The following is a 15933-nucleotide window of genomic DNA, read 5'->3' as shown; positions in this document are numbered from 1 at the left end:
TTATTCGATCATCGTTATTCGATCATCGTTATTCGATCATCGTTATTCGATCATCGTTATTCGATCATCGTTATTCGATCATCGTTATTCGATCATCGTTATTCGATCATCGTTATTCGATCATCGCCACACAACTAAGGTCAGCCAAGTGTATCATGATCCAACTTATTTTCCGGGAAAACTCAAACGTCGTTACAATTCGTGGCAGCAGAGGGCGATTATTGCAGCCCTTTTTGGACCGGGCACCGGTTGGCAACCCAAGCGAGAAGCGGGTCGGCTGGAATTCGAATCAGCGGAAAGCATCCAGTTTGAAATCGAAATATCGATGATCACCAACGCGAGAAAAGGCCAGCCATCCCATGGCAAGGAGCCGTGCATCGACTCTTTCGCTACGTGGCGGATACGGGCGGCGTCAGAGGATCAGAGAAGACACCGTTTGGTCGGGCTGCTCTGCCACTTCTCGGGCTACTCCGAGTAGGGACAAGCGACACGATGGTTCGATTCTTTTTCGACCAGATCGGGCATCGCATCGGCACATTCATCTTTAGCAATCGAGCACCGTGTACGAAATGGGCAGCCACTCGGTTTGTTCAATGGAGTCGGCACTTCACCGATCAATTGAATGCGATCGGTGCGATCACGTCGGGGGACGGGTTGAGGCACCGCAGAAATCAGAGCTCTTGAGTAAGGATGCAAGGGTGTCCGGTAAACCTGATCGGAACCGCCGAATTCGACAAGTTTCCCAAGGTACATCACCGCGATTCGATCACTAATGTGATGCACTACCGACAAATCATGGGCCACAAATAGGTAGGTAAGTCCAAACTCTTCCTGCAGATCGCCCAGTAGATTTAAGACCTGCGCCTGTACGGAAACATCCAACGCCGAAACCGCCTCATCGGCAACGATCAGCTTCGGTTGAACGGCCAGTGCACGAGCTATTCCAACTCGTTGCCGCTGCCCACCCGAAAACTCGTGTGGATAACGAGTCGCGTGTTCGGGCTGCAATCCAACTCGATCCAAAAGGTAGCTGACGCGGTCCCGACGTTCTTTCGCTGTTTGCTTGCTATGCAACCGCAGGGGAGTTTCAATGATATTGCCAACCGTCATGCGAGGATTGAGCGACGAGAAGGGATCTTGAAAAATAATTTGGAGTTGAGATCGCAGGGGTCGCATCTCGGACCGACTCAATTCCAGAATGTTGATCGGCCCATCGTCCGAATGGAAGATTACTTGCCCCGTCTGTTCGACTCCGGGAGTCATTGCTCGATGAATGTTCACAATTGCCTTGGCAATGGTTGTTTTCCCACAACCGCTTTCTCCGACAAGCCCCAAGGTTTCTCCCGCATCAATCGTGAAGGATACATCATCGACGGCTGACACCTCGTTGACCTTGTGACGAAAAATACCGCCCCAAATGGGATAACGCACACAGAGATTTTTGACTTCTAACAGGGGAGTCGTCATTGTGCGTCATCCTCCAACAGATGACACCGAACGAGATGGCCATCACCCACATCGTAAAGAGGCGGTTCCGTTTCTTCACATTGCGGCAGGACTTGCTCGCAACGATTACAGAACTTACACCCCGCAGGAAGCTCCATGATCGAGGGCACATTTCCAGGAATCGCATGCAAGCGACTTTTCGGCGCGTGCTGCTGCGACGGGAGTGAAGCGATCAGCCCCTGCGTATAAGGATGTCGAGGTTCAGAAAAAATCTGCTCAACCGTACCAACCTCTTGAAGTTTCCCACCATACATCACGACCACACGATCACAGGTTTCGGCGACGACACCTAAATCGTGTGTAATCAACATGATCGATCCGCGGTCCTGCTCCGCTTTTAGCTGCAACATCAGATCAAGGATCTGAGCCTGTGTCGTCACATCCAATGCTGTCGTCGGCTCGTCCGCAATCAGTAATTGCGGATTGCAGACGAGAGCCATGGCAATCATGACTCGCTGCCGCATCCCCCCGGAAAACTGATGTGGATAATCTTTAAGCCGTTTCGCCGCATCAGGAATCCCAACATGCTGCAGGATTTCAACTGCACGCTCACGAGCTTCCTTTGCCTTGAGGCGTTGATGCGTCCTGACGGCCTCCATCACTTGCATGCCAATGGTAAAAACGGGATTCAGCGCCGTCATGGGCTCCTGAAAAATCATGCCGATCTCATTACCGCGCACTTGGCGCATATGATCGTGACTCACTTCAACCAGATTTTCTCCGTTAAACCAGATTTCACCTCCGGCAATAAAACCGGGCGGATCAGGAATCAGTCGCATGACGGACAGTGAGGTAACGCTCTTCCCCGAGCCAGATTCACCAACAATCCCCAAAACTTCATCGGGAAACAGATCAAAGGAAACACCGTCGACGGCCTTGGCAATCCCACCTTCCACACGAAAATAGGTCTTCAAATCGCGCACACTGAGCAGCGGTTCCAGAGCAGACTGAGGATCAGACGGTGTGAGATTGGAATTCATCGCAGCCTGCTAAAAACCTTCGGATCAAATGCTTCACGAACAGCCTCACCGATGAAGACAATCAGTTGCAAGGTGAGGAACAAGGCGCCCAGTGGGAACACAACAATGTGCCACGCCTGCATGCCGCCATCCTTGGCTTGACGCAACAATTCACCCCAACTTGGGGTGGGGACCGGCAAGCCAAATCCCAAAAAATCAAGCGACACCAAGGCACTGATCATGCCCACAATTGCAAAGGGAGCAAAAGCGATAATCGGAGTCAATGCGTTGGGCAAAATGTGCTTTCGGATGATCGTCCAGTTGCTCTCACCCACGGCAATAGCAGCCGCCACATAGTCCTTATTTTTCTCCCGATAGAATTCACCTCGAATGTAATAGGCAATCCCCAGCCAACCAAAGGCTGCCAAAATCGAGACAAGCAGCGTAAAGCTGGGCTGAAAAATCGAAGCCAGAATGATCACAGTATAGAGAAATGGCACGGAACCCCAAATCTCGACAAACCGTAACCCGAGGATATCGAGCCACCCCCCATAGAAGCCGAGAAAGGCTCCGACAAGCGTGCCCAGCGTGTACCCAAAGATCGTCACCAACAAAGCAAAGGAGATCGAAACACGATAGCCGTAAGCCAATCGAACCAAGACGTCGCGGCCGGAACCATCCGTCCCCATCCAGTGGGCACGCGATGGCGGGTAGGGAGGCACCCCATCCGCTTCCAAAAATTGCTCCGTGGGACCATAGGGAATGGGTGGCATAATCAACCAATTTCCCTCATCCTGTTTTTTGTATTGTTTCTGCAAAGCTCGAAATTCGGCCTCACCAAAAACAGGTTGGCCATTGACCTCTTGCTGTCCTAATTCGGAAGCGAGATAAACCCTACTACGTCCGATTCCAAACGTATCACGAACGTAAGACGCGGCTGCTGGAAAGTAATAATGCCCGTCATATTTCACAACGATCGGTCGATAGCCCATGATGAATGGCAGAAAAAACGAAATCACATACAGCCCAAACAGGAACAGAAAGCTGTAATAGCCTCGTTTTAAACGGCGGAATTTCCGAATCCGCAATCGTAGTAGAGAAGCCGATTTCTCTTTTGCCACCCTAAGGTCCCATCTACTCAATCGAAGCGAATCCGTGGATCAATCACGGCGTAAAGAACATCTGAGAAGATATTCCCAAACAAAGTCAACAGCGTATTGATGACCAGTATCCCCATCACCACCGCATAGTCACGCTGCACGATTGCATTGAATCCCAAGTAGCCCAACCCATCGATATTGAAAACAAACTCAATCAGATAGGAACCGGCCATGATCAGCGACAACGCATGTCCCAGTCCGGTCGCCAAAGGGATCAAAGAATTACGCAGCGTGTGCACAAAAACAACTCGCCGCTCGGTCAAACCTTTGGCAAATCCAGTTCGCACATAGTCCTGCCCCAGATTCTCCATCAGAGCATTCTTCATCAAGACGGTTAAGGTGGCAAATCCACCCAACATATAACAAAAGACTGGCAACACCATGTGATAGCCAGTATCAATCGCTTTCGAAAGAGGCGAAAGACGTTCCCATTGAAAAGATCCGAATTCGTCAGATACTTCGTCGCGATCTTCCATGGCTTGAACCATACGAGGCAACTCGTCGTAGCCCATGCCATGAACGCCACCTAACGGCATCACATCAAGAAACCGTCCACTCGCAAAAAATAATAGCAACAACACACCCATCGCCCAACCGGGAATGGAGTAGCCGATAAAGACAATTGCAGAGCTAACAAAGTCGAATGGAGATCCATGCTTCAGTGCTTTGTAAATCCCCAGCGGAATACAAACCAGATAGGCCAGCACAAAACCAGTTAGTCCAAATGTCATACTAATCGGGAACCGGGAGGTGATCATTTTCCAGACCGGTTCCTTGTAGAAAAACGACTGTCCCAGGTCGAGTTGAAAAACGTTCTTCAACCAGATGGCGTAAGCGATATACGCCGGCTTATCCAGATTGAACGTCTTCTTCAATTCATCGAGAGCCGTTTCCGGAATCATCGACGTCGAATCAACGATGGTGGTGCCACCCCCCCCCTGAGAAACCGAGGCCATGCGGAACTCCATGATCCGCCGCTCCAGGGGACCGCCAGGAACGATGCGGGTGATCATGAACACGATCAGCGTAACGCCGATGAAAGTTGGAATCGTCAACAAGAGACGACGGATAAAATACGTTGTCATAGTTAACGTACGGCTCAGTTCGTGGCTTGGTTAGACGTGGAATCATTTTCCCAAGGACGTATCTGTAACTCGGGAATCGGTGCCATGGACTCACCATTTTTCAGTGTGGCCTTTAACCGATCCGCCTTCTGGGGATCATACCACCAGTAGACGAACGCCGATTCATATTCACCGTAACGTGGCAGACCGTAGGCCGGCATACCAAACTTATTCCAGTACAAAATTCGTTCACATGGATTATACCAATCCAGGGCATAGGGCACTTGATCATGGATCAAAGCATCCAATTCTCTCAGCAGCAAAGTACGTTTGCTGATTTCGAACTCCGCATCGTACTTTGCAATGATTCCATCTGCTTTTTTATTATTGAATCCCGTAATGTTGTTACTTCCTTTTTGATCGGCCATTTCAGTCGACCAATTGGAAATAGGATTCGGGTAGAGCGTGGCTCCCCATGCCATACTGGCAACTTGGAAAGTTCTCTCCATCATATTTTTCCATAGCGTTTCTGGAGTCACTCGCGTGAGAATTACTTCGACTCCGACCTTGCGGCACGACTCTTGAACGCTCGTTAAATACTTCTCGAATGCTTCGCTTCGATACATAATGGTGAAGCTCAATCGCTTACCATCTTTGGTCAGGATGCCGTCACCATCGCGTTCGGTCCAACCAGCCTCCGACAACAACTTGACTGCAGTTGCCGGATCGTACTCAATCATTTTGTTATTTGGATTCGCCGCATCACTTCCGGGATAATAGGACTTGAGTGCGTCATATTGGTCATAGGCAAATTTCTTGAGCAAAGTCTTCCGGTCGTAAAGGTGCGCAATCGCTTTCCGTACCCGCGCATCGTTCAATGGCGGTTCCCGCATATTGAACGCCATTCCTTGAAACCCCTTTGGATATCGCGTGAAGATTTCACTGCGAATCAGTTGACCGTTTTCATAGGCGGGTAGAGGCGTCACATCCTCAACCCACCACTTGGCAGTGAACACAGGGTGGAAATCGATTTCCCCCTTGCATGCCTTATCGAAACCCAAGCGGCGATCTCGAATCACAACGAGCCGAATTTTGTCAAAATTATAAAGCCCTTTGTTAGCCTCTTTATCCTTGGCCCAGTAATCATCACGACGAGTAATCGTCAGTGATTCATTCTTTTTGATGTCTGCCGGCCGCACAAGATAAGGACCGCTGGTGGCTGTAAATGCGAAGTTATACTTCTCTAAAAACTCCGTCCCGGTCATGCCGTTGATCTCATGAGCGGGCAACGGTGTCATGCCGGCAAAAGAGAGAAAATTTCGCCAACTCTTCTCCTTACATTTGACCTCCAACATGTACTTGGACAAAATCTTCGGCGCTTCCATCTTTCCACAAATCGTTTGCTTGGTCATTGGGTCAATGAGCGTGTCATCATCAATCAGCCGATAAGTCTCAGCCCAGTCTTCGGCCACGACAGGAGAACCATCTGACCAATGAGCTCGCGGATCAATGCGAAAGCGAAACGTTAGATTGTCTTCCGAAATCTGCCAGTGTGATGCCAGACCGGGTACGATCTCTAAAGACATCGGATCCACATTGCAGAGTGACTCGTAACAAAGATCTCGTACCAGATAATTCAACCAAGTGTTCGACCCGGTCCCAAAACGTCGCAGATTGTCAGGCCAGTTGGGAATCGATGTACTAATCACTCCCCCTTTCACCGCATTGGGATCCCCCACGACTCCTGGCTTAGCTGTTGTCCATCCTTCACCCGTGAATCCTGGCCCCCCCAAGTCTGCCGGAACGGACGGGTCACCGTCGGGAAACTCAATGGTTACGGCCGGAGTCTCGGTCAATTCGTTCGAATTCGAGTAATCTGACGACTTTGATGTACAGCCGATCACGAGGAACAAAAACCCAAGACTCAGAGTCGCAACTCCAAATTTCATCCAAAACCAGGGACGGTAATTACTGTTCATCAGAAGCTCCGAGTTTTGGGGCGACACTGGCCAATCTGACTCAGTCTCGGGAAACGTTGGCAATTGAATTGTTGGTGAGTATACGACTTTGGCCAAAATCGTTAAAGACAAACCCTTCTTGAACGGTTTGCGATGGTGGAGATCCAGGCAAATCCCGAAGATCGCCACCACTTCGCTTTTCCCGCAGGCAGGCTGTTCCGTCCTACGCACGTCAGACAAGAGCGGTTCCGTTCGGCTCGTGAATTTGTTCGCAAATCCGAAAAGACGAGCTACCAACTGGCAATCTAGCCAAAAGCTCGAAAATAGAATCAAAGACAGTTGGTAAGGCAGAACAGCACCGCAAGCTCACTCGATCGATATCCCACCTTCACGACAGGTCGGCAAGCGTGCACAAAAAAACGTCGATCTCGTTTTTCGAGACTGACGTAAAAGTATCATTCACGGGCAGGGCCTAGCCCTCGAGATTGGGCTCTTTACCTTCATAAGCGCGGTAAAAATCAAGAATCGCTTTGCGCAGCACTTTGGCATTGCTGACGTCGACCGTTTGTTTGCACTTCATCGCCGCAACCATAACAGCATGGGCTGCAGCAAGTTTCTTTGCGTAACCCTCGCTACCCGGCTTAATTCGTTGGGTCATGAAATACTGAGCGATGACATGCTGGGTATTCGTTGCGTGCTCTTCTTTGGTGATTACCCACCGCGTAAGCTGATTCTTCGAGAGTGCATCGGATTCACTCGAAAGTTCTGCGATGCTAATCATTCCCTTTTGGATCGTCATTTGATCCTCTAACATTTGCTCGAAGCGACGTTGGTCCGCATAAATACCGCAGGGAACTTCACAATGTGCCAGAGCCTGTTGAGCGTTAGCAGCCGCGACAACCAGAACGGCAACGGTTAAAATAGTCTTATTCATCGAATGTCCTCCAGTCTCAAGGGATTCAATCTGTGTCAATGGCGTAGTCTATCCGCTTTTTCCGCGGTCGGTCAACGCCCCGGGACGGCAACAATTCTGCCCCACGACGGCATTCACTTGGATCAAGGATACCTTACAAACAACGTACAAATCTCGATGATTTTACATATCGACATGGATGCTTTTTACGCATCCGTAGAACAACGCGACGCCCCTCAACTGAGAAACAGGCCCGTAATCGTGGGCGGTTCCTCCGCCGGACGTGGGGTTGTTTGTGCGGCCAGCTACGAGGCTCGCAAGTTCGGCATCCACAGCGCGATGCCGGCTGCGCAGGCGAAACGTCAATGCCCCCACGCGATCTTCCTTTCTCCGCGGATGAGTCATTATGCCGAGATCTCGGCACAAATCCGTGAGATTTTCCACCGTTATACACCGCTGATTGAGCCGCTTTCTTTAGATGAGGCATTTTTGGACGTCACGGGCAGCGAAGCCTTATTTGGAACGTCAGAGCAAATTGGTCAACAGATCAAGGCGGAAATTGCTGCAGAGGTGGATTTAATCGCTTCGGTAGGTATCGCGCCCAATAAGTTTCTCGCCAAGATCGCCAGCGATCTGGAAAAGCCGAATGGATTTGTGGTGGTGACTGCCGAGCAGGTGGATGGATTTCTAGCCCCCCTGCCCGTGTCACGACTTTGGGGCGTTGGACGGATTACAGGTCAAGCTTTCAGCCGCATTGGAGTTCGCACAATCGCCGATCTTCGCCGCTTACCGTTGCAATCGTTAATCGATCAATTCGGAGAACACGGCGCACACCTGGCAAAGCTCTCGCATGGCATCGACCCTCGACCAGTGATACCTGATCGACAGGCAAAATCGATTTCCCACGAAACCACTTTCGCTCAAGATATATCGGACCAAGCCGTGCTGCGAGCATGGATTGTCGAATTGGCCAATCAGGTCGCCTGGCGTCTCCGCCAACACAACTTTCTCGGTCGCACGGTGCAACTAAAAATTCGCTTAGCGGATTTCCAGACGATGACACGCGCACAACAATTGCCAACCCCAACGAATGTCACGGATGAAATCCAATCTACGGCATTGGGGATATTGGAGCAGCAACGGTTCGCACAGCCTATTCGCCTGCTCGGACTCAGCGTCAGTGGGCTCGACAACAACGTACTCCGTCAAAAAAATCTTTTCCACGAATCAACGCATGACACCCAACAACGAATTGACGCCGCCACCGACCAAATCCGAGACCGATTTGGCAAGTCATCACTAACGCGCGGCAGCAGCATGATGTACGGAGCAAATCACCGACCACAGCCTCGTCCTCATGAGCCTGATTCGCCCCAATCAGAATCCGAGCAAGAATGACTCTCCGCAATACGTCTCCAGCGGCTTGCTGATGGCAGCAAAACACTCGCCATCCACCATTCACCGAACGTCGCCAGATACGCTCATCGAAATCCCCTTCCAAGCGATGGGACAAACAGAAAAGCGGCTTGCTGCCGCGCCGGCCAAGCACGACTTCCGGATCGCATCGACGCCGTAAATTCGCTGACGTTGTGGATACTCGTTTCGTTGCTGCCAAGCAAAACAGCTGGCGACTTCGCAGGACCGCGACTCAATTAACATGGATTTTCACCAAATCGCCTCGCTGCGGGGGCACCCACTTTTGTCACCCGGCGTTCGCGCAAGATCATGGATCACTGCGAAAACTAAAGACAGAATGGGAGAACAGACAGTTTTTCAGGTTTCTGTGGCCGCTACCCGGAGTCGATCCTATACTTCATCATCGTATTGCGAATGTAAGGTTTTTCGTAAAGCGTGGAACGTAGAGTTCGTTCCATTTGAAGCGAAGAGAGAACGGGATAACGATTATGACTCGTACAATGTGGACGAATCTGAGTAGGATGTTGCTAGGTTTGACAATAGTGACGATCCTATTTACGACAGAAGGCTTTGCCCAAACTTGGGCAGAGCGTCTCGGCTACCCAGCGGGCCAAAAGGTGGTCATTCTCGACGCACGAGAAATGGGACTCTGCTGGGAGATGAATTCGGCGGGCCAGAAGCTGCTCGAGCAACAGGCCGTTCAGTCAATCACTGCAATACCGACGGGCCCTTGGTTCGATGGGTTTGCTGCCTACTGCCGCAAACACCAACTAAGCAACGTGGGAATCAGCATCGCCTTGACCAACCCCTACCGACCGTTGCATTGGCGTTTTGCTTCGTCGCGGAACGAGGTTCCGAGCTTGGTCAACCAAGATGGATTTCCTTGGCGGAGCCCATTTCAATTCGCAGCAAATGCAAAACCGGATGACGTCCGTAAAGAGATACACGCTCAAATCCAGCGAGCACGCATGGCGGGATTGAATATTTCCCATATCAGCGGTTATCACGGTGCGGTGTACAGTCGAACAGACACAGCGAAAGTCTTCCTGGAAGCCTCACGCAAGTACTGGATTCCATGCCCTGTTGTTGAATTGGAACCAGAAGACCTAGAACGATTTCGACAACAAGGCTACCCACTGAGTGACGACTTAATTGAACTGGTGCACACCTATCCCTTGCCAAAACTGGACGAGTTGGAGATCGCCCCCGACGGCAAGACTTACGATGAGAAGCGTGATCTGTTCTGCGACCTCTTACGAAGAATGCAGCCAGGCTTGACGCTCATTATGCTGAGACCGGCTCTGGAAACGGAAGGCATCAAGGAGTTGAGCCACGACTGGCAACAGCGAGTCTGGGATGGGCAGTTACTTGTCGATGAAAAAGTAAAAGCCGTCTTTGCAGAGCAGCAGATCGTTTTCACGGACTGGCGTGAAATCATGCATCGGTTTGAAGGGGTTCCTGGCAAAGTTGACGTGAGCGGAACCACCGATGACGACATCCCCGTTGATGTACCGATCCCTTAAGACATCGCCAGAAATCTGATGAACCGACGCTTCGCTCAAAATCTTCGACTTGGCCGACTTGGACTCATCGCGGTAGTACTCACCGCGACCTGGGTGTCAACTGCGCAGCCGCAGTACCAGCCTTACGGACCGAAGAACTACACAGACTACTACATGAAACACGTGCAGAACTTCAACCGTCCACCGGTCAATATTCGTGATTACACCATCGACAAGTACTACCTCCGCAATCCCAACGTCAGTCCCTACTCAATGCTGGGACGATTTAATCCGTACGGGAATAACTACTACCAATACACTCGCCCTGAACTGGAGCGTCGAGCGGTTGCCAACGCACCTCGCCCCAAACCGGTGTACAACGCAACGGCTCAGGTTCCCACTGGGGTCGTGGCCGGCCCGATCCACACGGCTTTGCCTGTGCCTGCGCAAACCGGCGTCACCATGGGCAAAGTCAATCCATACTTCAACAAGTACTACAAAAACGGCCCTCGCTAGGGGCCTCTTTAGCGACTCTGATCCGGCCGATGTCAGCCAGAGTTGACATCGGTCGTCTCTCGAGAGCTCAAATCCCAGCGGAATCCTTACCGGTCAAGGGATGCACGGTAAGTCCCACTGAGGTAGGATGTACGGCCAAGATTGATGGTGAAATCAGCCATCTGTTTCAAAGACATGTCAAAGAGGACTTTTTTCAATGATACGCTCGCATCGTCTCTGCCTGAGACTCAGCTCTGTCGCGCTGTTAGTGGGTCTCTGCGCAACCACCGCTAATGCACAATTCTCGGATTTGATCCGACGCGTGCCACCGGGAGCAAATGCAGTCGTAGCCGTCAATCTCCAAAAAGCTTTAGCCAGCCCTCTGGCTAGCAAGGAAAACTGGAAGCAGGATCGCCAAAAGGCTTTTGAGGCCGGCATGATCGCGATGCCACCGTCAGCCGATCAATTGCTGCTCGCCGCTCAGATGGACCTGCAATTCATGCAACCGATGTGGGAAGTGACGCTGCTGAATGTCAATCGCAAAGCCAGCATGCCAGAGATTGCGACGCGTTGGGGCGGAACGATTGACAACTTCAACGGACGTTCGGCCGTCATGTTGCCACATGACGCGTACATTGTCGGCTTTGGCGAAAGCATGGTGGGATCGATGTCGCCAGGCAATCGTCAAACGGTGGGACGCTGGTTGCGTCAAATCGACAGCAATCAGGGAGGTCGGCTCTCGCCCTATCTGAACAAAGCCGTCAACTACGCGAACAAAGGTGGGACTCCCATCATCATGGCACTTGATCTTCAAGACGTGATTTCGCCAGAGGTCGTGAAAACTCGTGTCAAGCAATCGGACTTCTTTAAGCAAGCGACCATTGACCTCGACAAGCTGGCAAAAACGCTTGCTAGTGCTCAAGGCGTGACACTTGGCATTACTATCAAGGATCGAGTTTTTGGAAAACTCAAGGTAGACTTCGGCGAAGATGCAAGCGTACTAAACGGCATCTTCAAACCATTGGTCTTGGACGTACTCGCCACGCACTCGGCTTCCATCAACGAGTTCAGTGACTGGAAACCGGTAGTGAAAGGGAAGACGGCATCCATCGAAGGCTACCTAGATCGCAGCGGCATGCGTCGCCTGCTCAGCTTTATCGACTCTCCCGCCGCTCTCGGCACGCCGCAAGGCCCAATCAGTTCGGGCCAGGACACGGAGGCTTTGAAGATTTCTTCCTCCCAACAGTATTTCAAGTCGATCACTACCTTACTCGACGACCTTCAACAAGACACCAAATCCGGCCAAGCCAAAACCATGGGACAGGTCGGTGCCTGGCTTGATCGCTATTCGCGCAAGATTGACAAACTGCCCATGCTCAACGTCGACCCCGAGCTGCTCGATTACAGCGCCTACGTCAGTGACACGCTGCGTCAGGCATCGGATTCGCTGAAAAGCATTGCTGGACGCAGTCGAGTTCGCGAATTAAATTCCACGGAGTACACCGACCGATACGCCTATCGAGGCGGCCGCTGGGGTGCTTACGGGGCCTATGGCGGTGTCGCCTCATCCACGTATGATCGCTACGGCACCCAACAAGCTCGTACGGCCGCGAGAACCGAAGAACGTGTTTCGGGAACAGCCAATGCTCGCGACATCATGCGGGGCGTCGAATCTGCAACCACAGACGTCCGTCGCAAAATGGTGAAAAAATACAACGCAGAATTCTAGAACTTGAGAAAACAGGCTCATCCTGATCGACCAATCAGGATGAGCTACTTTTCGTCTCCGAAGCCAAATTGTCGCGGCAAATTGGCCTTATCTTCTATAGCCGCCGCCGAGCGAACCAATCAGGATCGCTACTCAATGCAGTAGAGATGCTCATCGCTGCGAATCAATAGTTTACCTGCAGCAATGGCAGGACTCGCATTGAAGGTGCTCTCATCGTCAAACTGATTGTGTGCCAAAATCTCGAATTCAGGTTTTGCCGCTAACACAAAGGTGCCGCTGTATCGAGTCACGACATACAGTTTGTCGTCCCCAACAACTGTGGATGCGTACGGTTGTCCACCAAAACGCTTCTGATAAATCACCTCACCCGAACTCCGATCCAAACAATAAGCAGTACGATTGCGGTCACTCACCCAATAGAGATGGTCCCCATAAATCACAGGTGAGGAAACATTAGCACCTGCCTGAGCCTCCCAAAGCTTATGAGATTCAGTCACATCGCCGCGGCCTCCCGCTCTCACTGCAATCGCCCGAGACCGACGACCCCCGATCGCGTAGACAATTCCGTCCTGCGAAATCACACTTGGGCAAACATAGTCTGGAATTCCGTCGCACTGCCAAAGAGATTCGCCGGTGGCGGGATCAAACGCCAGAATCCGGCTAATCACATTCACGACCAACTCCTGCTGACCATTTTCGAGCTCCACCAAGTGTGGCGTATTCCAGGAGCGTTTCATGCCGCCTGCTCGCCAAACTTCTTCGCCTGTTTCCTTGTTCAACGCAACAAGCGAACCGCTCTCAACACTCGCGTTGACAATCACCAGATTCTTATACAGAACAGGGGAAGTTCCACAGCCCCAACCGTGAGTTTTCGTCCCAACACTCGTTTGCCAAAGTTGCTGGCCATCTAAATCAAATGCCAACACACCCGTCTTGCCAAAGAAAACAAAAATCCGCTCACCATCCGTGACCGGTGTGGCTGCCGCATAACCGTGATCCCGCACACGCTCGGACTCAGGCAATTCCGGCTGAACGGCCTGTTGCCAAAGCAAACTACCATCACGGATCGAAACACAGAGCAGATGCAGCCTCAAATCGCTCATTTGCTCCTCAGCTTCCCGATCAATCCCGTATCCGCTGTAACAAGTCAAGTAAATCCGATCGCCCAAGACGATCGGACTGGAGGAACCAAATCCGGGTAGCGGCGATTTCCAAACGAGATTTTCTTGGCTGTTCCAAACTTGTGGCAACCCCTTCTCCGCCGAGGCACCTTGGCCGTCTGCCCCACGAAACTGGAGCCAGTCATCTGCAACGGCCGTTGAAACAGAACAAAGCAGGACAATCAGAACGAGATTGGATCGAGTCATCTAAATGAGCTCCGATAATTCGAGTGAGTTTCTCGCATCATACAGGACCTTCCGAGAAAACGTAAAGCGGAAGAAATGTTACCGCTTATTCGAAATCAATACCACTTGGACATTGTCCGTTTCGATGATCAATCGCCACTCGTTTCCGGGGCCTTCGATCCCATCAAAACAGCAATCCATTGAAAGTCCTCTGAGTTTTCCAGGATAATCTTCACGATCATCGTCAAAGGAGCCGACAAGAGCATTCCGACTGGCCCCAAGACCCACCCCCAAAACACGAGCGACAGGAAAACGACCAACGTCGACAATCCGAGCCCTTGCCCCATGTAACGTGGCTCAATTGCGTAAGAGATGAAACAATTAATCGAGACATAACCGACAGCAGTAAGCATCGCCTTCATGATCGGGTCATCAGAAATAAGCGCCAACAAAACGGCTGGAATCGAAGCGATGATCGATCCAATGTTGGGCACAAAGTTAAATAGAAACGCCAAAACGCCCCATAGGAACGGATAGGGAATCTCCAGACCTGTCAGCAAGCCAAAAACCAAAATTCCCGTCAAAGCGCTTGTCGTGGACTTAATCACCATGTAGCGCCGCACGTCGGAGACAATTTGCTCCACATTGTCCAAAGCAGGATTCTCGTGGCCGAGGGCCGCAGCTAACTTGCCGGGAAAACGGTAAGCTTCCAACAACATGAACGCCACGGTGATGATAATGATGAAAGCGTTGCTGAGCATATTCGCCAGACCGCTCAGCAAATCACGAAAATAGTCAGTTGTGAGTCGTTGCAGATCGGAGGTCAGGGACGAACGTTCCGGCAGTGCGACCTTGCTTGAGGGACGACTGCCATTGCCTCTCTCCATAGTCGGATTTTGTGTGGAGTTAGCATCGACCAGAGAATCGGGCGTAGCGACAGTTTCAGTTCCTTCTTCAAACAACGACCAATCAGGCAACCACTGTTCGCGAAGTGGTTCAAGGTTGCGATCGATTTGACGGGGTAGGTTACTCAAATTGCCACGAAACTGGTTGATTGAACTACCGATCAAAAAAGAGACAGAGCCACTTATGCCGATACAAACGGCAATAATCACCGTCAGAGCCAAAGAACCCGGCAAGCCTTTCTTTCTCAACAAGTGCATCCAAGGTGAAAGGATGATGGCGAAAAAAGTCGCAAGTAAAAAAGGTACAACAAGTGATTTTGCAGCTCGTAAACCAGCAACTACAATGATAAACGATGCGACCACAATCAAATAACGGGTCGCAGATACAGTATTTTTTTCCATTGGAAAGCGATCACTCAAGGTTTCGGCAGAATCGTTGACCAGGTGCATGCGTGGCGAACGAAGACCTATTGTCGACAATCTCGATTTGAATACCAAGGGGAGAGCGATTTGAATACCAAGGGAAGAGAAAGCGGAGAGCGTTCCGAGCAAACATGCTCCAGAATCGCGTGCTTTGACTTCGAAAAACCTGGACGGCGAATCCAGCAAGACAGCGTCAAGTCACAGAATCCAGTCAAGCGCCGCAACCGGCTCGATTCATAAACAGGGATCCTCGTCGGTTCCTGCGGCAGCAGCGTTCCCTCGTCTGACTTCCTGACGCTGCGCACCGGCTCCGAATAGACAGCGGGGGAATTCACTGTTCCGGCCCACACCAACCGATCGCCGTTCCCCGCTTAAACGGTAATAACCAACCTTTCGCCCAGTCAGTCAACGCCGCACCCTGATCTGGAAAATAACGTATCCAATAGTCGACACAGAATCACAAATCGTCACAAACTAACACCCGGCTCTGAGAAAATCGCATCGAGACGCATTCCGTAAGACGGAAGCTACGCGGTTTGAGGTATTTTTGCTCGGGC

Annotated in this window: 13 protein-coding genes; 5 read left to right on the top strand and 8 right to left on the bottom strand. The window is 51.2% G+C overall.

The annotated features are described in order from the left end of the window. A partial coding sequence (locus tag P8N76_23865) for a hypothetical protein (protein MDG2384726.1) occupies positions 1-478 on the top strand: 478 nt, incomplete at its 5' end. Here P8N76_23865 and P8N76_23860 read toward each other — a convergent pair. The 6 genes from P8N76_23860 to P8N76_23835 form a co-directional block, all read right to left on the bottom strand. Further along, positions 466-1467: an ATP-binding cassette domain-containing protein gene (locus P8N76_23860; GenBank protein ID MDG2384725.1), complete on the bottom strand. Its 1002-nt coding sequence runs from the start codon at positions 1465-1467 to the stop codon at positions 466-468. The genes P8N76_23865 and P8N76_23860 overlap by 13 nt on opposite strands. Continuing rightward, positions 1464-2486, bottom strand: coding sequence for an ABC transporter ATP-binding protein (locus tag P8N76_23855; protein ID MDG2384724.1), 1023 nt, complete (start codon positions 2484-2486; stop codon positions 1464-1466). Before P8N76_23855 ends, P8N76_23860 begins: the two co-directional genes overlap by 4 nt. Then, positions 2483-3586: an ABC transporter permease subunit gene (locus tag P8N76_23850; protein ID MDG2384723.1), complete on the bottom strand. Its 1104-nt coding sequence runs from the start codon at positions 3584-3586 to the stop codon at positions 2483-2485. The genes P8N76_23855 and P8N76_23850 overlap by 4 nt, the downstream gene beginning before the upstream one ends. Before the next feature lie 17 nt (positions 3587-3603). Then, positions 3604-4710, bottom strand: a complete 1107-nt coding sequence (locus tag P8N76_23845; GenBank protein ID MDG2384722.1) for an ABC transporter permease subunit — start codon at positions 4708-4710, stop codon at positions 3604-3606. 14 nt (positions 4711-4724) lie between these two features. After that, positions 4725-6668, bottom strand: a complete 1944-nt coding sequence (locus P8N76_23840; GenBank protein MDG2384721.1) for an extracellular solute-binding protein — start codon at positions 6666-6668, stop codon at positions 4725-4727. Between the two features lie 451 nt (positions 6669-7119). Continuing rightward, complete coding sequence (locus P8N76_23835; protein ID MDG2384720.1) at positions 7120-7581, bottom strand: superoxide dismutase [Ni]; 462 nt, start codon at positions 7579-7581, stop codon at positions 7120-7122. Between the two features lie 156 nt (positions 7582-7737). Between P8N76_23835 and dinB the strand changes: the two genes are divergently transcribed. The 4 genes from dinB to P8N76_23815 all read left to right on the top strand — a co-directional run bounded on the left by dinB (position 7738) and on the right by P8N76_23815 (position 12702). Beyond that, entirely contained in the window at positions 7738-8958 is a 1221-nt protein-coding gene (gene dinB / locus P8N76_23830; GenBank protein MDG2384719.1) for a DNA polymerase IV, read from the top strand. A 506-nt stretch (positions 8959-9464) separates the two neighbouring features. After that, on the top strand, positions 9465-10499 hold the full coding sequence (locus tag P8N76_23825; protein MDG2384718.1) for a ChbG/HpnK family deacetylase: 1035 nt from the start codon (positions 9465-9467) through the stop codon (positions 10497-10499). A gap of 18 nt (positions 10500-10517) precedes the next feature. Then, positions 10518-10994, top strand: coding sequence for a hypothetical protein (locus tag P8N76_23820; protein MDG2384717.1), 477 nt, complete (start codon positions 10518-10520; stop codon positions 10992-10994). 196 nt (positions 10995-11190) lie between these two features. Next, positions 11191-12702 carry a hypothetical protein gene (locus P8N76_23815; GenBank protein MDG2384716.1) on the top strand — a complete coding sequence of 504 codons (1512 nt, stop codon included), beginning with the start codon at positions 11191-11193 and terminating at the stop codon, positions 12700-12702. 128 nt (positions 12703-12830) lie between these two features. On the opposite strand, the gene P8N76_23810 is transcribed toward P8N76_23815, so the two are convergent. Continuing rightward, a complete protein-coding gene (locus tag P8N76_23810; GenBank protein ID MDG2384715.1) occupies positions 12831-14069 on the bottom strand; it encodes a PQQ-binding-like beta-propeller repeat protein in 1239 nt (412 codons plus the stop codon). Positions 14070-14197: 128 nt separating this feature from the next. Then, positions 14198-15355, bottom strand: coding sequence for an AI-2E family transporter (locus P8N76_23805; GenBank protein ID MDG2384714.1), 1158 nt, complete (start codon positions 15353-15355; stop codon positions 14198-14200). Positions 15356-15933: the final 578 nt, after the last annotated feature.

Source organism: Pirellulaceae bacterium, from assembly GCA_029243025.1.
Taxonomy (GTDB): Bacteria; Planctomycetota; Planctomycetia; order Pirellulales; family Pirellulaceae.
The sequence above is the reverse complement of the archived record's forward strand: the minus strand, read 5'-3'. Positions and strand labels throughout refer to the sequence as shown.